The organism is Sphingobacterium lumbrici (genome assembly GCF_006476045.1).
GTDB classification, from domain to species: Bacteria; Bacteroidota; Bacteroidia; order Sphingobacteriales; family Sphingobacteriaceae; genus Sphingobacterium; species Sphingobacterium lumbrici.
In genome coordinates this window covers 128,011-151,364 of the sequence record NZ_SRZY01000011.1, presented here as the reverse complement: position 1 = coordinate 151,364, position 23,354 = coordinate 128,011, and the positions used below count along the sequence as shown (strand labels likewise).

17 protein-coding genes are annotated in these 23,354 nt (G+C 40.3%); 9 read left to right on the top strand and 8 right to left on the bottom strand.

Annotated elements, in window-relative coordinates; translation table 11 throughout:
* Nucleotides 1-4,017, bottom strand: a complete 4,017-nt coding sequence (locus E4F24_RS02675; protein ID WP_140937051.1) for a hybrid sensor histidine kinase/response regulator transcription factor — start codon at nt 4,015-4,017, stop codon at nt 1-3.
* A 169-nt stretch (nt 4,018-4,186) separates the two neighbouring features.
* Between E4F24_RS02675 and E4F24_RS02670 the strand changes: the two genes are divergently transcribed.
* The 5 genes from E4F24_RS02670 (at nt 4,187) to E4F24_RS02650 (ending at nt 10,684) form a co-directional block, all read left to right on the top strand.
* Nucleotides 4,187-5,527 carry a glycoside hydrolase family 88/105 protein gene (locus E4F24_RS02670; RefSeq protein WP_140937050.1) on the top strand — a complete coding sequence of 447 codons (1,341 nt, stop codon included), beginning with the start codon at nt 4,187-4,189 and terminating at the stop codon, nt 5,525-5,527.
* A gap of 3 nt (nt 5,528-5,530) precedes the next feature.
* Nucleotides 5,531-6,796 carry a DUF2264 domain-containing protein gene (locus E4F24_RS02665; RefSeq protein ID WP_235891140.1) on the top strand — a complete coding sequence of 422 codons (1,266 nt, stop codon included), beginning with the start codon at nt 5,531-5,533 and terminating at the stop codon, nt 6,794-6,796.
* A 280-nt stretch (nt 6,797-7,076) separates the two neighbouring features.
* Entirely contained in the window at nt 7,077-8,468 is a 1,392-nt protein-coding gene (locus tag E4F24_RS02660) for an arylsulfatase (protein ID WP_140937049.1), read from the top strand.
* Nucleotides 8,469-8,481: 13 nt separating this feature from the next.
* Nucleotides 8,482-9,990 (top strand): sulfatase family protein, encoded by a 1,509-nt coding sequence (locus tag E4F24_RS02655; protein ID WP_140937048.1) that lies wholly within the window; start codon nt 8,482-8,484, stop codon nt 9,988-9,990.
* A 73-nt stretch (nt 9,991-10,063) separates the two neighbouring features.
* Nucleotides 10,064-10,684, top strand: a complete 621-nt coding sequence (locus E4F24_RS02650) for a trimeric intracellular cation channel family protein (RefSeq protein ID WP_140937047.1) — start codon at nt 10,064-10,066, stop codon at nt 10,682-10,684.
* On the opposite strand, the gene E4F24_RS02645 is transcribed toward E4F24_RS02650, so the two are convergent.
* A complete protein-coding gene (locus E4F24_RS02645; protein WP_140937046.1) occupies nt 10,681-11,976 on the bottom strand; it encodes a UDP-N-acetylmuramoyl-tripeptide--D-alanyl-D-alanine ligase in 1,296 nt (431 codons plus the stop codon). The two genes, E4F24_RS02650 and E4F24_RS02645, sit on opposite strands and share 4 nt — an antisense overlap.
* A gap of 80 nt (nt 11,977-12,056) precedes the next feature.
* A complete protein-coding gene (locus E4F24_RS02640) occupies nt 12,057-12,881 on the bottom strand; it encodes an SMP-30/gluconolactonase/LRE family protein (protein ID WP_140937045.1) in 825 nt (274 codons plus the stop codon).
* 180 nt (nt 12,882-13,061) lie between these two features.
* Between E4F24_RS02640 and E4F24_RS02635 the strand changes: the two genes are divergently transcribed.
* From E4F24_RS02635 to E4F24_RS02625, 3 genes are all read left to right on the top strand, one after another.
* Nucleotides 13,062-13,331 (top strand): hypothetical protein, encoded by a 270-nt coding sequence (locus tag E4F24_RS02635; RefSeq protein WP_140937044.1) that lies wholly within the window; start codon nt 13,062-13,064, stop codon nt 13,329-13,331.
* 101 nt (nt 13,332-13,432) lie between these two features.
* Nucleotides 13,433-14,839, top strand: coding sequence for a glucuronate isomerase (gene uxaC / locus E4F24_RS02630; protein ID WP_140937043.1), 1,407 nt, complete (start codon nt 13,433-13,435; stop codon nt 14,837-14,839).
* An 82-nt stretch (nt 14,840-14,921) separates the two neighbouring features.
* Nucleotides 14,922-16,541, top strand: a complete 1,620-nt coding sequence (locus E4F24_RS02625; protein ID WP_140937042.1) for an NADP-dependent glyceraldehyde-3-phosphate dehydrogenase — start codon at nt 14,922-14,924, stop codon at nt 16,539-16,541.
* Between the two features lie 317 nt (nt 16,542-16,858).
* Here E4F24_RS02625 and E4F24_RS02620 read toward each other — a convergent pair whose 3' ends face one another.
* The 4 genes from E4F24_RS02620 to E4F24_RS02605 all read right to left on the bottom strand — a co-directional run bounded on the left by E4F24_RS02620 (nt 16,859) and on the right by E4F24_RS02605 (nt 21,974).
* Complete coding sequence (locus E4F24_RS02620) at nt 16,859-17,446, bottom strand: LOG family protein (RefSeq protein ID WP_140937041.1); 588 nt, start codon at nt 17,444-17,446, stop codon at nt 16,859-16,861.
* Nucleotides 17,447-17,524: 78 nt separating this feature from the next.
* Nucleotides 17,525-19,942: a TonB-dependent receptor domain-containing protein gene (locus E4F24_RS02615; RefSeq protein ID WP_140937040.1), complete on the bottom strand. Its 2,418-nt coding sequence runs from the start codon at nt 19,940-19,942 to the stop codon at nt 17,525-17,527.
* Nucleotides 19,943-19,974: 32 nt separating this feature from the next.
* A complete protein-coding gene (locus E4F24_RS02610; protein WP_140937039.1) occupies nt 19,975-21,606 on the bottom strand; it encodes a PspC domain-containing protein in 1,632 nt (543 codons plus the stop codon).
* Nucleotides 21,607-21,641: 35 nt separating this feature from the next.
* On the bottom strand, nt 21,642-21,974 hold the full coding sequence (locus tag E4F24_RS02605) for a PadR family transcriptional regulator (protein ID WP_140937038.1): 333 nt from the start codon (nt 21,972-21,974) through the stop codon (nt 21,642-21,644).
* Between the two features lie 151 nt (nt 21,975-22,125).
* Here E4F24_RS02605 and E4F24_RS02600 point away from each other — a divergent pair, with 151 nt between their 5' ends.
* Nucleotides 22,126-22,503 (top strand): VanZ family protein, encoded by a 378-nt coding sequence (locus E4F24_RS02600; protein WP_140937037.1) that lies wholly within the window; start codon nt 22,126-22,128, stop codon nt 22,501-22,503.
* Nucleotides 22,504-22,624: 121 nt separating this feature from the next.
* Here E4F24_RS02600 and E4F24_RS02595 read toward each other — a convergent pair whose 3' ends face one another.
* Entirely contained in the window at nt 22,625-23,314 is a 690-nt protein-coding gene (locus tag E4F24_RS02595; protein WP_235891139.1) for a ComF family protein, read from the bottom strand.
* Nucleotides 23,315-23,354 lie beyond the last annotated feature (40 nt).

Here is a 23,354-nt window from a genome sequence, read left to right as displayed (position 1 = left end):
CTATTTATCATCCTGCTCTCGCAACATATACTGCGATGGTGACATGCCAAAATACTTCTTAAACTCCTTGGCAAAGTACTTGCTATCCATAAAACCAACCATAATGGATACCTCTGACACGGCATAAACCCGTTGTTCCAATAAGGCTGCCGCCCTCTTCAATCGGATACTCTTTGAAAAATCATTAATGGTCATCCCCGTCAACGCCCTGACCTTTTTATAAAGTACCGACTGACTCATAGCCATCTTGTCAACAAGATGTTCGACATCAAATTGTCCCACATCTAACCCCGTCTCTATTACGCTAATAAATCTGGAAAGGAATTCTTCATCGATCGTGTTGATCACAATATTGCGGGGACCGATCACAAATTCCTGCCGATACTTCTGTTGTATCTGATAACGTGATTCCAACAGGTTACGTATATGCAATAAGAGGATCTCCCGATTATAGGGTTTAGTCAGATAAGCATCCGCCCGACTATTCAAGCCTGTTATCTGATCGTTCTCGCCCGTCATTGCCGTGAGTAGTATCACTGGTATGTGACTGGTTAATGGATCATTTTTTAATGCTTCACACAGCTCAATTCCATTTCTTCGAGGCATCATGACATCACTGATGACGAGCTCAGGCAATACTGTTCGCGCCTGTTCAAGCCCCTCTTCGCCATCTGCAGCCGTTATCACTTCATACCTATCTCTTAGTAGATCAACCACCAAATGCAGCAATTCGGGATTATCCTCAATAAGCAACACTTTGGGCGTAGCATGCTCTAAATCTACCGCGTATTCTATCTTTTTATCAACAACCGCTATACCGTCGGATAGGTGCGTTGGAACCTTAAGGGTGTCATCTTCTTTACTTACCTTCGAGTAGGGTAGGGTGATGATAAACCTTGTTATGCCGGCTTGACTCTCTACCCATATCTTGCCACCATGCAACAGTACAATATGCCGACTTAGCGCCAGTCCAATCCCATATCCTGTTTCCTGGTCTTTCTTTTCAATCTGAAAGTAATTTTCAAAGATCTTGTCAAAATGCTCCGGACGAATTCCTTTTCCGGTGTTTTGAACCGTTAACGTCAACAGATTATCCTTTATTGCAGCGGTAAAATCGATAATTCCTTTTTCAGAAGTATACTTCAATGCATTACTCAATAAGTTGAACAGAACCTTTTCAAATTGAAATGGATCTAATCCGACTACGATGCTGCTTATGCTATGGGTATAATTAAAAACAATATTGCGGTCTTTGGCAAGTTGTTCAAATGGACGAACAATTTCTTCCAAAAATATTTCTATATCTACATTTATCTTCTTCAATGCTAAACTTTGCGATTCTGCTTTTCTAAAATCCATCAGTTCATTGACCAATCGTAGCAATCTTGTAACACTATCTTTGGCCTGTTGAAGATTGGACTCCACAACTTTGGTACCGCTTGAAAGGAAGAGCGCATTTTCGATAGGTGCCATAATCAAGGTAAGATGCGAACGTATCTCGTGCGAGATATTTGAAAAAAAGTTCATCTTGAACTGATGTAGCTGCTGTTCTTTCTGCTGTAATGCCTGTAGATACATATAGCGAACTGCCATAAAAACTAATGTACCTATTGCAACTATATAAAATAAATAGGCCCACCAGGTTTTCCATAAAGGGGGAAGGACTTTAAAATCGATCGAGTTTACTGAACTCCATATTCCGTCATTATTTTGTCCCCTTACCAGGAGTGTATATTCGCCCGCAGGCAGATTGGTAAATGTGGCTTCACCATTTTCGACAAAGGTCCATTGATCACCAACACCATCTAACTTGTAGGCATAACGATTCTTAACGGATTTGATATAACTCAAAAGGGAAAATTCAATCGTAAAAATATTCTGTTGAGCCGTGAAGGTTAACGTTGGTCTATCTACTATATTTCGCTTCAGCAATTTGCTCTTGATGTCGGGTTGCTCAAGTACACCGTTGAACAAGCGTAGTCCCGAAAACACAATCTTTGCAGGGCTTGAATTTTCGGCTAGCTCATCCAGATTAAAGTAAGCCAACCCATTCAGGCTACCCAGATATAGGCGATCATCGACTATATGGATAGCATTATAGTTGAACTCTTCGCTCTGTACACCGTCCAATCCCGTAAAACTACGGAGCCTCTCCCGATCGCTATTCAACTGGTTCAATCCAGACTGTGTCGCGATCCAAAGCTTTCCGCTGCTATCCTCAATAAGTCCAACCACATTGTTATTGGTCAACCCGGTTTCTTGATCAAACCGATAACGCACTTTCTTTTGTACCGGGTCATATCCTATCAAACCTCCATAGTACTTACCTATCCACAACACACCTACATGATCCTGTACTATACTCGTGAAGTCCGACTGATCCTCCAATACTTTTTCAAGACTATTATTCCGAAAATCAAATAGATACACCTTATGTTCAGTTAACAGCCATAAATTGCCCTCTTTGCCTTCGTAGATCGACAGAATGGTTTCTGTATCAAACGCTTCTCTGATATGCTTTGGGGTCACATCAATAAGATCCACGCCTTGCTTTTTATAAATACGGTTGTATCCTAGTCCACCGATCCAAAAAAGTCCACTTCTGTCTTCGTAGATAGATAATATAGCCGATCGTTTTATCTTATAGCTATCCAACCCGAGATTGTAAAACCGTGGTTCGGATGTCTCTCCCTCCAACAGTTTTAATCCCCCTCCACTTGTTCCAATCCATATATTTCCCGTCCTGTCAATATATATTGTCTTCACTAGATTACCGGTTAACTCTTGCTTCTTTGCGCTGATATTATAGTGGGATATTCTATTGTCCTTCGGATTCCATTTGCTTACGCCCCCTCCCTCAGAACCGATCCATATATTGCCTTTCCTATCGCTGGTTATAGCCCGCATCACTTGATGTCTTTCGGTTACGGCCGGATTCTCTGTAAACAGGTCATGAAAAGGAGTAAATCCGGCATAAGAAACGTTGATCCCGCCAAAGTAAGTCCCCACCCATAATGAGCCTTGCTCATCTTCATATAGGGAATAAATAGAATTCTGACTTAGACTGTATTTTACTTGAGGAAGGTGGACGGAATTAGAAAAAGACAGGGTGCTCACATCTAGTATACTGAGTCCTCCTTGGGTACCGATAGCCAACTGCCCATTATTACATTTCAAGATCTTGCGGACGGAATTATGCACTAATGTATTCGCTTGCCCTGTATTATTTCGAAAATTAGCTACGCTATTGCTCATGACATTAAGCCGATATAAACCATCTGATTCTGTACCAAACCAGATATTACCAAAATCATCCTCAACGATAGAACGTATGGTACTATGCTTATGTCCCTCAAGTGCTGTAATGCGCACCGGTTTGAGTTGCTGTCCGGTGGAAATCATTTTTGTAAGACCTTTATCCGAGCTGACCCAAAGATGTTGTTTTGTATCCTCATAAAGCACCCAGATGTCATTTCCGATACCTTCAGCCGAGTCTACGATAGACTGCACATGGGCAGCTTGCTGAACTGGATCTGCATTTTTCAGCATATAAAGCCCCTGATCAGTACCTATCCAAAGATTGCCTTTATGATCTTCTAACAAGCGTAGCACATTTCGCTTGACGCCTGCATGTAATGAATCTTCAAATACTAAATGTACAAAGCAATCTTGCTTCGTGTCGTACAAATCCAACCCTTTGGACGTTGCTACCCAGAGCCGCCCCCTACTATCTTTGCAGACCGCATTGACGTAATCGTCTACAAGGCTACCCTGATTTTTTTTATCGTGATTATAAATTTTGAACCGAAGTCCATCGTAGCGATTCAAACCGTGACGGGTTGCGAACCACATAAACCCATAGTCATCCTGTACAATATCCAATACACCACTTTGCGATAGACCATCCTTCACATTCATGGAATGAAAATGCCTGAGTTGCCCGATACAACAAAACAACGGGACAACAATCATCATAACTAACAACAGCGCTGCTTTCGCCCTTTTCATGTTATCCATATAATTGAAATTGGATATAAAAATAGCGTCCAAACCTAATAAAAGAAGGTTCAAAAAATGAATTTCCTCCTTTATTGATAAAATTGTCGCCCTAAAAATTCAATCTTTATTCTCAATTTTACGGCAATCAAAAGATTTAAACTAGTTCAAAGGTATAAATTTATCAATTATGTATAAGAAATCTCTTTTATTTGCGACTCTATTATTATGCGTAGCTATCTCTTCTGGATGGGCTCAGCAAATCCGTATGGATTCTACCTACTCCATTATGAAAAAAGTGGCAGATTGGCAATGGAACAGTCTAGAAACCGAGGGTTGGAAAAACCATCCTAAGGATTGGACAAGTGCCGCCATGTACACCGGAATGTTTGCTTGGGCACAACACGCTAATACCCCCGTTTATTACGATAAGCTAAAACAAGTTGGAGAAACCAACAAGTGGCAGATCGGAAAATATAGACATTTTGCCGATGATTATTGTGTTGGACAACTATACACCCAACTATATGAAATTTTCAAAGACCCAAAATATATTCAGGATTTCAAATCCCTTGCGGATACCCTGGTGGATATCCCGCATACTGAATCGTTGGAATGGCAGAATAGAATTTATTTGCGGGAGTGGGCTTGGTGTGATGCCCTGTTTATGGGCCCTCCGGGACTAGGTTATCTTTCAGAAGCATTAAATGATCCTAAATACCTAAACAAATCTATACAGCTTTGGTGGAAGTCTACGGCCTACCTTTATGATAAAGAGGAACAACTCTACTACCGGGACAGTCGTTACTTTGATAAACGAGAGCTAAACGGAACTAAGGTATTTTGGAGCCGGGGTAATGGCTGGGTATTGGCGGGTCTGGCAAGACTGTTATCCACTACACCGGAGAATCATCCCGAATACGCTAAACTCAAAAGTCTATTTATCGACATGTCTGCAAAAATAGCCTCGATACAACAAAAGGATGGTAGCTGGCATGCTAGTCTACTCGACCCTGAAAGCTATCCCATTAAAGAAACAAGCGGAACAGGCTTTATCGGCTATGCCCTTGCCTGGGGTATCAATGAGGGAATTCTTCCGTATCAGTCTTATCATAAGGTGATAGCCAAAGCATGGGAGGCCATGCGCACATCGGTACATGCCGATGGCAAACTAGGCTATGTACAACCTCAGGGAGCTGCTCCAGACAAGGTAACATACGATGGTACAGATGTCTTTGGCGTGGGTGCTTTTTTACTTTTTGGAGCTGAGGTACTGGAAATGGTTGCTAAACATGAAACTAACAACAGCATCAGTATAGTTTATAACCCTGCTTCTGAAACCGTAAACAAGGAAGTCGTAATAGAACAACGTAAAAACAAAGGTCTATCTTCAAACGTTGTAATCCGTGATTTATTAACCGGCGAAACTATTCCTTGTACTGTAAAAGAAAGCGAACGAAATTTGCAATATACTTTCAAGGCAAATATAGCTCCCGGAACAAAAAGATATTTTGAAATAAAAAAGAAATAACCCATGATGAATCTAAAAAGGCTAACTGTCATCTGTCTATTGCTACTTATGTATATAGGCAACACGCAAGCGCAAAAAAAGAACGCTTCGGTGGCTACTAAAGAAGTAGTGCCAACAGGCGCCCAGGATCGTAATTATTGGTCTAACCTATTGTACAAGATAGCATCACCTGTTATTTTGAACTTAGCAAACGGCACCTTAAAACAAAATATGCCTGTAGAGGTACCTCCAGGTAGTAAACCTGATTTTTTCAAAAAAGTAACCTATCTGGAAGCTGTAGGACGCACTATGGCAGGTGTAGCACCTTGGTTGGCTTTACCGGATGATGGAAGCGAAGAGTCTACGCTACGTCAAAAACTCCGTGAAGCGCTACTCATAGGCATTCGCAATGCTGTAGATCCTAATCATCCCGACTATCTCAATTTTAGAACCGAAAGTCAGCCCATAGTTGATGCCGCTTACATGGCACAGGCATTTTTGCGCGCACCAAAAGCGCTTTGGGATCCCTTGGATGATATTACGAAACAACGTATCCGGGAAGAATTTAAAGCCCTTCGGACACGTACCGGTGCATATAACAACTGGCTCCTCTTTGCCGGTATCAACGAGGCTTTTCTATCAATCATAGGCGAACGCCCCGATCCGGCACGTATTGAGTTTGCAAAAAGAAAGATATTGGAATGGTATCAGGGCGATGGCTGGTATAGTGATGGCCCGAGCATGAGCATTGATTACTATAACTCATACGTGATACACCCGATGTTGGTCGATTTTTTCGATGTACTGGTAAAATCTAAAAAAGTAAAACAAGAAGACTATGATCTTGCGGTAAAACGTATGGTACGGTATTCCGAATTTTTGGAACGATTTATAGCTCCTGATGGGACATACCCCCCATTCGGCCGTTCTATTACCTACCGTACCGCAGCCTTCCAGGCTTTGGGACAGGTAGCTCTTATGCATAAGCTGCCTGAATATATAGACCCCGCTCAAGTACGGTGTGCACTCTCTGCCGTAATGCACCGTATGTATGACCAGCAAGACAATTTCGACAGTAATGGTTGGTTGGTCTTAGGATTCTGTGGTGCTCAACCTCATATTGCTGATGGTTATACATCTACGGGTAGCTTGTATATGGCGACATTGGGTTTTTTACCTCTTGGTTTACCTGCAGACGATCCCTTCTGGACAAACCCGCCTGCAGAATGGACCTCAAAAAAGGCCTGGTCCGGTAAACCTTTCAAGAAGGACTATCATGTAAATTATTAATAATAAGAGACCGAATTCAGAAAAAAGGTGTTGTCAAATTTGATAACGCCTTTTTTATTTGCCGCCATTGCTACATCATAACCTGACAACTTTATCCTTAAAAAATGGGGCTCGGTTATAAATCAGTATAAACCGATTACGTATTTATTTGTCCCAAAAATCAGCTTATAACTGAGATAAATGAATGAAGTGGAAATTAAACAAACGTTTGTTTACAAATCCGCTGGTGAAGATTTTCTTTTGTTTTATATCTTTAGGTTCAAATACATACACTAAGATTATGAGACGATCGCTGCTGACTTTATTCCTATTGACTCCTTTCTTCATTTCCGTAGCACAGCAGCAGCCTCCCAATATTATCTTTATTCTGGCAGATGATCTCGGATATGGCGATATTGGATCATTTGGTCAAATCAAAATAAAAACTCCTGTATTGGATGAACTGGCAATCCAGGGAAGGCGATACACCCAATTTTATGCCGGCAGCACCGTCTGTGCTCCCTCCAGAGCCAGCTTGATGACCGGAAAACATACCGGCAACAACTACATCAGAGGCAACGGTGAAGTTGCGTTGAGAAAAGAGGATGTCATCCTACCGGAACTGTTAAAACAATCGGGCTATACTACTGGCATGGTAGGCAAGTGGGGCTTAGGACTAGCGGGTACCGACGGCGCTCCTGAAAAAAAAGGTTGGGATTTTTTTAGTGGTTTTCTGCACCATGTTGAAGGACATTTTCAACGCAAGGATTCCGTGTGGACATACTTGAATGGGAGCAGCACAAAAGTACCCCTGGAAAAAGAGGGCTATGTCAATGAGTGGTTTGCCCGGCAGGCGTTAAATTTTATGGATGCCAACCGCGATAATCCTTTTTTTCTATATGTTTCTTTTACACTGCCACATGCTGAACTAACGGTACAACAACGTTATCTGGATCAGTATCTGGATGTGAATGGAAACAGTATCTTCCTGCCGGAAAAAGCGCAACCAAGTGGATTACATTATGGTCCGCAGTCTTTTCCAAAAGCAGCCTACGCGGCGATGGTAACTAGCCTCGACGACTATACGGGCTGGATTCTGAACAAATTAGATGAATTAGGCATCGCTGAGAATACACTTGTGATCTTTACCAGCGATAATGGTACCCATCAGGAAGGTGGACGTACATTAGCGGATGCAACAGATATCTTTCGCAGTAGTGGACCGTTACGGGGTATCAAACGTGACCTATACGAAGGTGGAATCAGGATTCCTTTCATCGCCCGTTGGCCGAAGGAAATAACTGCCGGAACAACGAGCAATCATATTGGCGCGTTCTGGGATATCGTACCCACATTTACAGCACTCGCCGGGGGCAATGCTCCTGCTGATATCGACGGAATATCATTTGCTGCCGATCTGACTGGTGAAAAGAAACAACAGGAGCATGAAACACTTTATTGGGAATTCAATGAAGGAGGGTTTAAACAAGCTTTACGTATGGGTAACTGGAAGGCGATACGGTTTTACAAAGATAAAGAGATTCTACGCACCGAACTTTACGATTTGAACAAAGACATTGGTGAAACGAAAGATCTTGCCAATGATTTTCCGGATCAGGTTAAAAAAATGGAAGATCTGATGGACAAACAGCATACTACATCAGAACACCCCCTATTTAGAATTAAAAGTTGATTAAAAAGTTATTATGAAGAAGCAATATTATTTAATAATCTGTCTTGTTTTGATATCGATAGGCCTACGCGCGCAAGAAAGACCAAATGTCATTGTTATATATGCCGATGATCTCGGATATGGCGATTTAGGCATCTATGGTGCTACTAAAATTCAAACACCAAATCTGGATCGATTGGCACGACAAGGCATCGTCTTTAATAACGCCCATGCAACTTCGTCGACTTGTACACCTTCCCGCTATGCGCTAATGACGGGATTGTATCCTTGGCGCAAAACAGGTACAGGTGTACTACCTGGAGATGCCGCCCTGATCGTGCCAACGGATAAGATTACATTGCCTAAAATATTTAAACAAGCTGGTTATCAAACCGCAATAGTTGGTAAATGGCACCTGGGCTTAGGTGATCAAGTTGAGAAGGATTGGAATAATGAGATTAAACCCGGGCCTAATGAAGTTGGGTTTGATTATTCGTTTATTTTTCCGGCCACGGCCGATCGGGTTCCTACGGTATTTCTGGAAAACCATCGTGTCATTGGGCTGGAAAAAGAAGATCCCATCACAGTCAACTACAAAGAACCCGTTGGTAATGACCCCACAGGCCTGTCCAATCCGGAGTTATTAAAAATGAAAGCTTCACCCAATCATGGGCACAATCAAACCATTGTAAACGGCATAGGCCGCATCGGCTACATGAGCGGTGGAACCAAAGCACGCTGGGTAGACGAAGAAATTACAAGCTCATTTCTAAGTGTATCTCAAAACTTCATCCATCAAAACAGAGACAATCCTTTTTTTCTCTACTTCGCACTTACCGAACCTCATGTGCCAAGAATGCCCGCCACCATCTTTAAGGGTAAAAGTGATCTAGGATATCGTGGAGATGCTATTATGCAATTGGACTGGACTGTAGGTCAAATATTGGATCAATTGGAATCACTAAACCTAGCCGAAAAAACGCTGATTGTATTTTCGAGCGACAATGGCCCCGTACTGGATGATGGCTATCAAGATGGCGCCGTGGTGCTTAATAACGGACATACGCCAGCCGGAACTCTTCGTGGCGGTAAATACAGTCTTTTTGAGGGAGGAACACGTGTGCCATTTATTGTCAGCTGGCCAATGTCCATCAAGCCAGGAACATCAAATGCTATGGTTTGCCAGGTTGATCTTCTTGCCTCATTTGCCGACATGCTTCGACAGGAAATTCCTGTTGAAAATAAACTTGATAGCAAAAATATCTGGAACGCGCTAATCGGCAAATCATCCACAGGTAGAACGTCATTGATTAAGAACTCAAATAACATCGCACTAACGATAACAGAAGGTGAATGGAAATACATAGCTCCAAACAATGGTGTCAAATATGCCAAATTAGTGAGTATAGAGTTGGGGAATGACACAGAGCCGCAACTGTATAATCTTAAAGAAGATATCGGGGAGCAGCACAACCTTGCAGAAAAAAAACCTGAAATAGTGGAAAAGCTGAAAAAATTACTAGAGGAGACGAAGAAAAAATAAAACTGTCCCTCTGTAGTAAATCTAATTGAAGGTTTTTTACGTATTATTGTGTTTAAGCATACGTCGTTAACAAATGGATTTTATATATTATAGCGATCTTTTAGGTACAATGGTTTTTGCCATCTCAGGAGCTATGGCAGCCAATCGTAATAACATTGATATTTTCGGAGCTACTTTTACCGGATTCGTAACAGCTATCGGCGGCGGATCGTTGCGTGATATCTTTCTAAATATTAGACCGGTTTGGGTGGAAGATGGGAATTACTTAATCGCTATATTCATAGGCGTATTTATTTCAATTATCGCCAATAAGCAATTGGACAAATGGGCGCGTACCCTATCCCTATTCGATGCGATCGGCATCGGATTCTTTACCGTGGTAGGTGTTCAAAAATCATTATCTTATGGTAGCAGCGATATTGCTGCAATCATGCTGGGTATGTTTTCTGCAGCCATGGGCGGGGTAATACGTGACGTATTAATGAATGTAACCCCATTGATATTACGGAAAGAGATTTATGCCACAGCATGTTTATCGGGGGCCATGTTATTCGTTGTCTTAAACAACTTTCATGTGGATAATGGCACGAATGCCTTCTTAAGTGCAGCACTGGTATTTCTGATTCGCATACTGTCTGTTAAGTTCAATTTATCATTGCCGACAGTCAACCCTACAGAAAAAAAAAATACTTAAAGTCGTTCCAATAGCTTTTCAAATGCCATCCCCCGGGATGCCTTTAGTAAGATAAAACTATACGAAATCGTTGAAATTGCTGATTTAGCCTCCTCCGTGGTTCGATAGTATTCGCCTCCGGATTCTTTCTGTGCATAAAATTCTTCTCCTACAAAGATTAACCGATCTAAATGTAAGGACTTTGCCATCGCGATAATTTTTTTATGTTCGGAATAGGCATCCTCACCCATTTCAAACATATCGCCCAAAATCACCACTTTCCGATCTGCATCCAACACCCTCATGTTATCCAAAGCCGCTAACATACTGCTTGCATTCGCATTATAAAAATCCGCAATAATGGTATTTTTTGCTGTTTTTGTAATCTGCGAACGATTATTCTGGGGAACATATTCTTCAATTCCCCTATTGATTGGAATAGGAGCCACTTTAAAATGTAATCCGACTGCAATAGCGGCCAAGAAGTTTTCGATATTATACGCCCCTGTGAGGCTGGTAGACACCTCATAAATGGGGGTAGTATCCTTCATCTTCCAGCTAAAGGAAAGATACGGATTAGCATGTAACAACTTCCCGATTACATCATTTTGATCGGAAAAACCATATCGCACAAGTCTATTAAAGGTTCTCGCGTTTGCCATTTCTAGCAGTTCGATATTGTCGCTTTGCAAAAAAAGAACACCGTCATTTTCCTGAAGAAAATCATATAACTCTCCTTTCGCCTGTTTAACACCTTCAAATGAGCCAAACCCCTCCAAATGAGCCTTTCCTACATTGGTAATAAGACCATGTGTAGGCCTTGCTATATTACTTAACAACGCAATCTCTCCTATATGATTTGCCCCCATCTCCACAATAGCGACTTCGTAACTATTGTCTATGGAAAGAAGGGTCAAAGGTACCCCGATATGATTATTTAGATTGCCCTGAGTAGAGTAGGTTTTATACTTCTGGGAAAGCACTGCATATAATAGCTCCTTCGTTGTCGTCTTACCATTTGTTCCGGTGACACCTATAATGGGAATGTTTAAGTGTGATCGGTGATATTTTGCGAGATTTTGCAATGTAGTGAGCACATCCTCCACGACGATATAATGATCGCCTTTACCATATTGAGGCTCATCTATCACGACATATTTTGCCCCCGCAGCTAATGCCTGATCGGCAAATTCATTACCATTAAAGTTAGCCCCTTTTAAAGCAAAGAAAATACTATCTGCCGCTATATTACGCGTATCTGTAGTGACTTTGGGAAACGCTTTATAAATATCATAAAGTTGATCGATCTGCATAGACTGTTAATTGATGAAACAAAAGTAAACATAAAAAGGAGCATTATTTTTTAATAGTGCTCCTTTTTATGTTAGAATCGCTATTTGAGTTTATATGCGATTACGCTATTGCTATTGAAGGTGGGAATATACAGGGTTTGCTCTTTTGGATTGTATCCCAGATCTGCTGTATTCATACTGCCTTGTACATCGAGTACTTTCTCAAAAGATCCGTCTGCCCGCACATAATAAATAATTCCCGGCCAACATGTAACTAGAAAGTCGCCGTTTCCTACAGGTTCCAACCCATCGCCCCCTTTTTCAAATCCTGTTGCAATTATGGTCTTATTTTTATTGGCATCGATCTTCCACAGCTCCGGCCCCGCCAAGGCATATAAATTACTATTTACAAACTTCAACCCATTTACAGATGGGACATTCTCCATATATAATGTATATCTAGATCCCTTTATCTGAAATATCTTATTTTGCCTCGTATCCGAAACATATACAACACCGTTATCATCAACAGTTATATCATTTAAGAATGTCGACTCCGCTATCTCGATTTCGTTTACTATATTTCCGCTGATAACATCCACTACCACAACGGTACTAATATCTGCGATATACAAAAGATCACGATTTAAGGCCAGACCTTTGGGGGCATTCAGTCCGGTAATCCAATCGGCTTGCTTCAGCGAGCCGTCAAGGTTTAAGATAGCAATACCCCCTTTGCCATCCTTTCCTGCTCCTTCACCATCAATTAGAGATACATATAACTCTTTGCTTTCGGAAACAAACAGCACAGATTCCGGAACGGGCAATTGATCCTTTGATTCCCATATTTTATCCAGAGACTTCTGCTGGGCATTAACTCCTTGAACGAACAGCACGGCACATATTATATTGATTAATTTTTTCATCTATTTAATTTTTCTTTTAACGGTGATGAAGCTATTTGGATAAAAATAGCTAAATCAAACCATAACATCAAATTTACCTTCTCTATACATAACACACTTTCTTCGACATCGTTTGCGTAAAAATCCCTTCGCTTTTCTAATAAAATTGGTTAGACTTGTCTATCCAATATAAAAGTCTCTATGTATTTAAATCATAAACATCTAGTTTCAATAACAAACGCTACAGTCGAAAAACCACCTGAACAGGTTCTTCATCTTCCGGAAAAAATAGTACCATTCGGAACAGGTGCACTGCTGCGCGGGTTGCCCGACTATTTCGTTGAGTTAATGCCATTAAAAAAGAAAATAAAACCATACTTTAAGATGAAATCACGAGTATTACGCGTACATCCTAAGGATAACGTATTGGCTGTTCTTCGGGATTTGAAGCAAGGAGAGAGGGTATCTTAGCGTATTGCAAAAAACAGCGAATGGTGAGATCACTCCAAAAGCAGTATTATTACATTCCTTGGAAAAGAGGGGTGAGTTTATAATTATAAAACCTATTTGACATGAAAAATTTTTTAGATGATAACTTCTTATTACAAAGCAAAGTAGCGGAAGAATTATATCACAACTATGCCAAAAATCAACCTATTATAGATTACCACAACCATTTGATCCCTGATCAGATTGCGAATAATATCAATTTTGAAAATCTGACACAGGTGTGGTTATATGGTGATCATTATAAATGGCGGGCAATGCGGGCAAATGGGGTAGATGAACGATACATCACCGGCGATGCCTCTGATTTTGAAAAGTTCCGAAAATGGGCTGAAACCGTACCGTATACTATGCGCAACCCCCTATATCACTGGACACATTTGGAATTGCAACGTTATTTTGGGATTAACACCCTCTTAAACGGAGATACGGCTAAAGAAATCTACGATGAAACTTCGGCTAAACTTCGTACACCCGAATATGCCGTACGTGGACTATTGCAAAAGATGAACGTAGAAGTAGTCTGTACAACAGATGATCCGATTGACTCACTCGAATATCACCAGCAATTTGCTAAGGAAAATTCTATGCTAAAAATGTTGCCTGCATTTCGACCGGATAAAGCGATGAACTCGGATAATATAGCAGATTTTAATACCTATATCTCCAAATTGGAACAAGTTACCAACTCCTCAATAAGCTCACTAGATGAATATTTGGCCGCCCTCAAGCAACGTCATGATTTCTTTGCTGCCAATGGTTGTTCGGTATCTGATCATGGATTAGAACAAATCTATGCCGAAGATTATACGAAAGACGAAATCGCTTCTATCTTCAACAAAATCCGTGCTAATCAGGAAATCAGTTATTCGGAAAACCTGAAGTTCAAGTCTGCTATGTTAATCTATTTCGCAGAATGGGATCACGAAAAAGGATGGGTGCAACAATATCATCTGGGTGCACTTCGCAATAACAATACCAGACTGTTGACCAAATTAGGTCCGGATACTGGTTTTGATTCGATTGGAGATTTTAGCCAGGCAAGAGCATTATCCAAATTCTTAAACAGATTGGATACACAGGATAAACTTACGAAAACTATTATTTATAATCTCAATCCGGCAGACAATGAATTGATCGCTACAATGATCGGAAACTTTAACGATGGATCTGTCGCTGGTAAAGTTCAATTTGGATCGGCCTGGTGGTTTCTAGATCAAAAAGACGGAATGATCAAACAAATGAATACCTTATCAAATATGGGTTTATTAAGCCGGCTTGTGGGTATGCTCACTGACTCTAGAAGCTTTCTTTCCTTTCCTCGGCATGAATATTTTAGACGATTAGTTTGTAATCTTTTTGCCGAAGATGTCGTGAATGGCGAATTGCCAAACGATATGGAATGGATCGGAAAGCTAGTGGAAGATATCTGCTATAAAAATGCGAGAAACTACTTTAATTTTTACAAATAATAATACAACAGGGCGCTTGACTTATCAAGGGTCAAGCTTCTGGTTCACTTTAGTACATAATCCTTAAACAACGAAACTTAATATGAGCTTAAATTTGGAAAACCTCTTTAGGGAAGAAGAAGACATCCCCAAGGAGTATCTCTTGGAAGAACAGATCGATCAGCGTACATTTCTGTCAAACGGAGAAATGAAAACGTGGAATGGCCCTGTCAGTGAAGTTTTCTCGCCGGTATGTGTAAAAACAAAAAGTGGACTGGCTCGTAAACGTATCGGCAGCTATCCGGTATGTACTGAAAAAGAATCTGAGGAAGCACTAAATGCTGCTGTAGCAGCTTACGACAATGGTCGTGGGAAATGGCCTACGATGTCGGTAGCTGAGCGCATTAAATGTGTGGAAGATTTCACCAATAAAATGATCGACAAAAAAAACATTGTTGTCAAATTGATCATGTGGGAAATCGGAAAATCTTATGCGGATTCGATTAAAGAATTTGATAGAACGGTAGAATATATTTATGCTACGATCGATTCGTTGAAAGATCTGGATAGACAATCTTCCCGATTCGAAATAGAACAGGGCATTATTGCTCAGATCCGCCGTTCACCGCTCGGGGTTGTATTGTGTATGGGACCATTCAATTATCCATTGAATGAAACATTCACGACGTTGATTCCGGCCCTGATAATGGGTAACACGCTGTTATTCAAACCACCAAAGCACGGTACATTATTACATTACCCATTACTGGAGGCATTTCAATCTAGTTTTCCAAAGGGTGTAATCAACACGATCTACGGAAGAGGTAATAAGATTATTCCGGCACTAATGGAATCCGGCAAAATCAACGTACTAACTTTGATAGGGAGCAGTAAGGTTGCAAATGAGCTTAAAAAACTCCACCCAAAAGTAAATAGACTACGTGCTATATTAGGTTTAGATGCCAAAAATGCTGCTATTATTACAAAAGATGTCGACCTCGACCTCGCGGTAAAGGAAACGGTGCTTGGTTCTTTGTCGTTCAATGGGCAACGTTGCACGGCTATTAAAATTGTATATGTACACCGCAGCTTGGCACAGGAATTCCTGAAAAAGCTCTCTGAAGAAGTCTCCAAGTTAAAATTCGGAATGCCGTGGGAAAATGGTGTGTCGCTTACCCCTCTTCCAGAACCTAATAAGCCTGCATATTTACAGGAATGCATCAACGATGCGGTTGCAAATGGCGCAAAAGTCATCAACGAGAACGGAGGGCAGACACTTGAGTCCTTTGTGTACCCTGCTATTTTATATCCTGTAAACGATAAGATGAAACTGTATCGGGAAGAGCAGTTCGGACCATTGATCCCTGTCGTGCCTTTTGATGATCTGGAGGAACCCATCGAATATCTAATTAGCTCACCACATGGTCAGCAGGTAAGTATATTCAGTCGCAATGCAGCGATCATTTCATCATTGATCGATCCGTTAGTGAATCAGGTAAGCCGGGTGAACATTAATTGCCAGTGTCAGCGTGGCCCCGATAGCTTCCCTTTCACCGGACGAAAAGATAGTGCGGAAGGTACACTTTCGGTATTCGATGCCATACGGTCGTTTTCTATACGATCACTGGTAGCGGCTAAATATACAGATGACAATAAGAAGCTGCTCAATGATATTATTGAAAGCAATAATTCCAATTTCGTCAGCACTAAGTTTATATTTTAAAACAACAGTTACAAGTCAGGCCCCCCTGCTTGACTTGTAACGTTATAAACCTTTTGCAAATTCGATCGTCCGAAGACTATTGTCTCAATTTCAATAATCCCCGGTTATCAAGATGTATTTAACAATATTGCTTTAGGCACCATTCAATATTTCAAATGCACAGGAGTTGCCGGCCCCCTGTCACAAACCGAATGACCAGCTACCGACTCAAAAACGGAGGCGAGCAGATGCACTTAGCCGATAAATCGGTTGTCAACCATTCGATCCCCCCTGGGACCTGCTTTACAAAAAGTCATCGATCAATCTGCCGAAAACTTTTATATTCGATCTTGGTTCAGCCATTTGGGTACATTGGGTGCTACATACGATTCCATTTTACGGATAAGTCCTTCTATGGTATCATCCACTAATAGCATCTCCTGATTCTCCTTCTTTAAAAAACCTACCTGCACAAGATGACCAATAAAGGCTATGAGATGATCGTAAATTCCGTTTGTATTTAATATCCCAACGGGTTTTTGATGCAGACCAAGCTGGGCCCAAGTTATCATCTCAAATAGCTCTTCCAATGTTCCGAATCCGCCGGGCAACGCAATAATACCTTCAGACATCTCGTCCATGAGCGTTTTACGTTCGTGCATAGTATCTACACATATTAGTTCCGTGACCCCACTATGCGCAATTTCTTTACTGTTTAAAAACTTAGGAATTACGCCGATTACCTTTCCATGTTTTGCTAAGGATCCATCAGCTACGGCCCCCATAAGTCCAACCCGTCCACCTCCATAAACCAATGTAATCTTTTCCGCTGCTAAATATTCACCCACATGACGTGCTTCTTGCATCCAGGATTCGTCAAAACCAGGACTTGATGCACAAAAAATAGATATGCTATTTACCTTCATACTACAATTATAACTAAAAAACCGCAAGCAAAAAGCTTACGGTTTGATTAAACTAAACATGAAAACAAAATAACTTCATTATAATGCCCTATTTTTCTCCTCGCTATCGCTGTCTTTTTTGCGGATAGATTGTTTTAGATTCCCAAATTTATAGGTGTATGTCAGTCGGACTGACTGTGCATCATGATACTGCCGTATTTTAGAGTTAAACTCTGCAAAATTAGTCGAAAGGTCTTGTCTATTGGTTTTAAACACGTCTGTCGCTGCCAATTTGAGCGAGCTTCGCTCGTCTTTAAAATTATAACTAACACCCAAATCCATGTTCCACTTGGTTTCAATACGATATACATTGTAGAGGAATGGAGACGCATAGTTAACAGACATTTCGGCTGAGAATGCTTTTGAAAGTTTAAAGGTATTCATGGACGACCCTTGGAAGAAAACCGACCCTTGACTTACGTATGAACCAGCAATCGGACCTTTGAAAAACATATGAATGCCTGTCAGGTTATTATACATTGTCCAAAATTTACCAATCCGAAATGGTGCACTGATATTTACGTAGCTGGTAGAAGATCTACCTAGATTCTCCCGGATAACCCATGTCGTATTTTTGGTAGAATCCTGACCTATACTCTCTACTATCGCATCTCTTGTTAAATCAGTACCTAATGCAATATTAAACATTTTATACAGACTATAATTCAACGTAATATTATGGGTATACTGCGGATTCAAATAGGGATTGCCTTTCATGAAAGTAAACTTGTCAATATAAAACTCAAAAGGATTGAGGAATCGGTAGTTTGGACGTGAAATCTTACGTGCATAGCCTAGTGCCAATACATGATTCTCGTGTGCATTATAACTCAACGATCCAGAAGGAAATAAATCCAGATAATCCCGTTTAACCTGCTCATCTTTTGTAACAGAATGTCCATCAGATATGGTATACTCACCTCTCAATCCAACTTTTGCGTTCCACTTCCCAAATGTTGTATTGTAATCGATGTATCCCGCGGCGATCTGCTCCTTGTAAATGAAATAATTGGAACGATTCGCATCATTTTGCCAGCTATTGCCAAGGAATAAATTGTACTGCGTATTATTATCTGATTTTACATTACTATATTTAACGCCAGCCTCCAATTGACCTTTTCCTAAGGGTTTTAAAAAATCCAATTTTGCAGCAAAAATATCGATCTCAACAGGCATTATATTACGTTCGACCTCGGGTTCATACAGCGGAGATCGATCCGGATTCAACATACGGTAATCATAATCCACATTGTTTGTGGTACGAAACATACTGTAATCAACATCAGCTGTCAGCTTCGTGCCAATTGTATCTATTTTAAACTCGTTATTAGCATTGAATGAATACCGATTAAAGGTTTGGTTGCTAATGGTTACAGAATTCAAAATGGAATCTATACTTACCAGATTACGGCCAAAATTGGTTATACTATGGTTATCCTGCTCTTCAAGGTTATTGTTTCCATTAAATTGAAGAGTCAGAATATTCCTATCAGATGTCTTCTGCTCTATGCCAACTTTATAATTATGAGTGTGATCATTGTCTATTAAAATAGATTTTTGATTCGAAACGGTATTCACATTATTGTTTGAAATCGTCCGCTCAATATCCAAATCATTCTCTCTTGTATTATCTGTATAAGAATAGTTACCAAACAATGTTGTATTGTTCTTCTTGTAATTCAGATTAATAGATGAATTCCCTCTGAAGTGCTTTCCCATACCGCCACTGGCTACAAAAGATCCATTAAAACCTTCTGCTCTATTTTTTTTCATCACAATATTAATGACTCCTGCGGCACCCTCTGCATCATCTTTAGCAGAACGCGTCGTAGAAACTTCAATACTTTTTATCTGGGCGCCATCTGTACTCTTCAAAAATGTTGCCAATTGATCTCCGGTCATATAGGTTTGACGGCCATCGATAGTAACATTAACACCCTGTTGTCCCATCAACAATACATTATCATCCTTGTCGACACTTACACCAGGCGCTCTTTTTAGAACTTCCAAAGCATTATTCCCTGCTGAAATAGAAGAGTTTTCGACATTCAGGATCAGTTTTCCATTTGAGCTTTGAATAAGCGGTAATTCGCCTTTTACTTCTACTGCCTCTATTTCGGTAGATAATGGTAACATCGTTATGACAGCCATTTCTATTCCCGTATCAACAACAGTAAACGGTTCACTTTTGAATTTAGACAATCCTACTACTAAAACTTCTATTACAAATGAACCCTGGGGCGCATTTTTTATTTCATAGTATCCCGATTCATTGGTGACACTTGTTTTGATAATAGCCTGTGTACTGGAAGACAAAAGATAAACAGAAGCCCCGACAATTGGTTCTTGCTGTTCATCTACTACCTTACCTTTTACATCGGTTTCCTGTCGGGAAGCCCAAGCAAAATGAACAGTAGTAAGCATATTTAACAGCAATAATAGTAACGTTTGTTTCATTATGTATATGAATGTTATCTCTTAGACGCAAATTATTCCGATGCCATTGCATCCTCTTCTTCTTTTTTTTCTACTTCTACTTTTTCAGGTATAGCACAGATCAAACCAGATTTTGTCATTATCCATTCTGTTTGTTTTATTTTTAATTCTTCGTCGTAATTATCGTAGCAATTGTAATAAGCAATTTCTCTAATTTTACCCTTCAAAGATCTGTCAATATCTACTTTAGATCCCACAGGTAGATATACAACCACGCTCACACTCTGACCCCTGTACAAATCATCGGCACCCAGTGCAAAATGACTGTTAAAGATTACTTTATTATCTACCTGTTCGGCTTGATAATTTATTTTTGAGGCACGTTCGGCCGCCAATTGATACGATTTCCCCTTCGCTTTATAATGATATTGTATAAAGGGCTTTTCCAAAGAATCCAATGACTCAAAACGAATTTCAATATCCGAACGCAACAGATTGTGCAAACTTTCTCCATCTACCTGAATATTGTATTTGGTTTTACCATCTGCAGATGAAGAGGCTTCGATCACCCGCACATCTTTTTCCAAAAACGAATAAACAGGCTGTGCCTTAAGTGGCCTATCCACTTTGATGATACTATCTTCCCTAAAATCTCGCGCACCTATGACACAATAGAATATCACCACGATAATAGATACTATCCAAGTCGCCCACATACCCAAAGAAAGGTAATTATTCATGGGTCTGATCTTAAATAAGATCCGTACTAAAATGTAAAATAACGCTATAAAAGGTAGTGCTATGGCGAGGGAACCTGCTAACAATGCAAAAAACGCCTGTCCCGGTTCTAATATCTCCAATGGCGGAAAATAGATTGCTTCCTGATAGCCCATGATGGCTAATGTACAAGCGACAAAAAAGAAAAATAAGCCAAAAATACTAGCTCCGGTGAACACAAGCATACACGCTGCAAGTGCCTTTCCGATGAATTTGAAAATCTCTCCGAAACCTGTTCCGATTGTGCGCAACCCCCTACTAAAATGCGCGTTTGCACCCGAAAAATTTTCCCGGATACCATCCATCTCTTCTTCAAAATTCTTTTTGAAATTTTGCAAATTGGGTGCTTCCCCCCGCATTGCCATTCTATCTGCACGCGTAGAAGCTACCGGCATCACTGCCCACAATACGATATAAAGTAGTACTCCAGATCCGCCAATCAAAACGAATAGAATAAAGAATGCGCGCATCCACTTCGGCTGAACACCAAAATAATGCCCTAAACCGCTACAAACACCGCCGATTGTCGTATCTTCCGGATCACGCATTAGTTTCTTTCCCGCTTGGAAAGGTTTATGTTCTTCTCCGCTTGAAGCCTGTTGTTGATGAAAAGATTGTTGCCCGATTTCTTCTTCTTCAGATGCTTCTTCAAAGTCACTCACCCGTCCCATCTGCGCAATAACTTCGGAAACATCGTCTTTATTGATCACTTCTTTTCTTCCCGACTGAATACGCTCACTGAACATTTCAGCAATCCGATTCTCAATGTCAAGCAATATTTCTCCACTATCTGCAGATTGGCTAAAATGCCTCTTAATATCGATCATATAGCCGCGTAAGGTCTCATAAGCATCTTCTTCGATGTGAAAAACAATGCTGTTGATATTTATGATGATGGTCTTATTCATGATTTTTATTGTTATAGCTGGGTTGTTTATGTGTATTATTTTTGTCCGGATAATGCTGTCTCTACTGCGTAAACTAATTCTTTCCAGGTGATATCTAGTTTTCTCAATACGTCGGTACCTTCAACAGTGATCTGATAGTACTTGCGGGGAGGGCCGGATGTAGACTCCTTCCAACTGTAACTCAACAGACCATTGTTCTTAAGGCGAGTCAATAATGGATATAGTGTTCCTTCAACTACTAAAAGCTCCGCCTTTTTAAGCTCGCCAATAATATCCGAAGCGTATATTTCACCCCTAGAGATAATGGAAAGAATACAGTATTCCAGTATCCCCTTTCGCATTTGGGTTTGTGTATTTTCTGCTATCATAATAATACAAAGATATATCCTTTAACAAGTACTTTGCAATACATAGTACTATATTTTTGACATAAAACAACACAAACATCTGATAATTAGATAAATAATTTTTCAAATTTACTTTCTGTAATTCAAAGATTAACACGACATTTAGAGCATCATGAGATATATTATAAATTACTTTTGGGCTATACTTTGGGCGCTTATTATGCTTGTGCTTATGATAATGCCTTCCAATGAAGTAGGAATACCCCTTTTTGAAGGTTTCGACAAATTGGCACACTGTGGTACATTCTTTGTCTTGGCTGTCCTGTTATACCGGGGGTCTATCATTAAATCCAAAAGGAGAGCCTACAAATGGATAACTATTTTTAAAGTCTTGATAAGTACAGTTATATTTGCGTTCATAACCGAAGGTGCTCAATTGTACTTTTCTCCAAGCCGTACTTCCGATTGGTGGGACATATTTGCGGATGTGGTAGGTATAGGAATGGGGACGTTTGCGTATATTTTGTGCTATCAAAAAAGAGAATTATAATGCAAAAAAAATACATTATCTGGCTGATCGCATCCTTGCTGATAACAACAAGCATGCAGTCCTGTGGCATTTTAAAAAAAGACTGTGATTGCCCGTCCCCAACCGGAAAAAGGAGATAGGGCTAAGCTCGGGCTATAGTCGCCACACTTACTTTCGCTCCTGCATCTATCAACACATTTCCTAGAGATGAAATGGTGGCCCCTGTAGTCAATACATCATCGACAATCAAAATATGTTTGTCTTTAACCATTCCCTGATCTCGGATGTAAAATATATTCTCCACATTATCGTATCGATCCGATCGATTCTTTTTCGTTTGACTTACTGTTGCCTTTGATCGTAACAACAATGTATCTGACCATTCTTTTTCCAGTCCTTCGGCTAGACCTTTTGCTAAATAGCTGGATTGATTATACCCCCTTTTCCGCAATTTTGAGCGATGCAATGGAACCGGTAAAATTAAATCGACCTGTTCCATATCGGGAACCTGCGACAATTTCCGCGCATACATTTTACCTAAATAATAGCCTACTTCCGGTTGGCTTCCGTATTTTAAATTATACAAGATTTTTTCTACACGAGAAGACTTAGATAGATATAACATAGATATAGCAAATTGAACGTCTAGTTTGCCCCACAACTGACGGGCCGTCGCATTGTCAATGTCCAGATGAAAATCAGTAAAAGGAAGATGATATAAACATTCTGTACACAGCAACTCTTCGTGTGAGAAAAGGGAAACCTCACATCCTACACATATACTCGGGAAAAGCAAGTGTACCAAATCCTGAAAATATTGACGAATTATCACCTCTTTAACTGATTAGTTGGTTAAAGATAATAATAAATTA

Coding starts and splice junctions, on each gene's coding strand:
- E4F24_RS02675 (WP_140937051.1), bottom strand. CDS start 4,017: ATGGATAACATGAAAAGGGCGAAAGCAGCGCTGTTGTTAGTTATGATG.
- E4F24_RS02670 (WP_140937050.1), top strand. CDS start 4,187: ATGTATAAGAAATCTCTTTTATTTGCGACTCTATTATTATGCGTAGCT.
- E4F24_RS02665 (WP_235891140.1), top strand. CDS start 5,531: ATGATGAATCTAAAAAGGCTAACTGTCATCTGTCTATTGCTACTTATG.
- E4F24_RS02660 (WP_140937049.1), top strand. CDS start 7,077: ATGAGACGATCGCTGCTGACTTTATTCCTATTGACTCCTTTCTTCATT.
- E4F24_RS02655 (WP_140937048.1), top strand. CDS start 8,482: ATGAAGAAGCAATATTATTTAATAATCTGTCTTGTTTTGATATCGATA.
- E4F24_RS02650 (WP_140937047.1), top strand. CDS start 10,064: ATGGATTTTATATATTATAGCGATCTTTTAGGTACAATGGTTTTTGCC.
- E4F24_RS02645 (WP_140937046.1), bottom strand. CDS start 11,976: ATGCAGATCGATCAACTTTATGATATTTATAAAGCGTTTCCCAAAGTC.
- E4F24_RS02640 (WP_140937045.1), bottom strand. CDS start 12,881: ATGAAAAAATTAATCAATATAATATGTGCCGTGCTGTTCGTTCAAGGA.
- E4F24_RS02635 (WP_140937044.1), top strand. CDS start 13,062: ATGTATTTAAATCATAAACATCTAGTTTCAATAACAAACGCTACAGTC.
- uxaC (WP_140937043.1), top strand. CDS start 13,433: ATGAAAAATTTTTTAGATGATAACTTCTTATTACAAAGCAAAGTAGCG.
- E4F24_RS02625 (WP_140937042.1), top strand. CDS start 14,922: ATGAGCTTAAATTTGGAAAACCTCTTTAGGGAAGAAGAAGACATCCCC.
- E4F24_RS02620 (WP_140937041.1), bottom strand. CDS start 17,446: ATGAAGGTAAATAGCATATCTATTTTTTGTGCATCAAGTCCTGGTTTT.
- E4F24_RS02615 (WP_140937040.1), bottom strand. CDS start 19,942: ATGAAACAAACGTTACTATTATTGCTGTTAAATATGCTTACTACTGTT.
- E4F24_RS02610 (WP_140937039.1), bottom strand. CDS start 21,606: ATGAATAAGACCATCATCATAAATATCAACAGCATTGTTTTTCACATC.
- E4F24_RS02605 (WP_140937038.1), bottom strand. CDS start 21,974: ATGATAGCAGAAAATACACAAACCCAAATGCGAAAGGGGATACTGGAA.
- E4F24_RS02600 (WP_140937037.1), top strand. CDS start 22,126: ATGAGATATATTATAAATTACTTTTGGGCTATACTTTGGGCGCTTATT.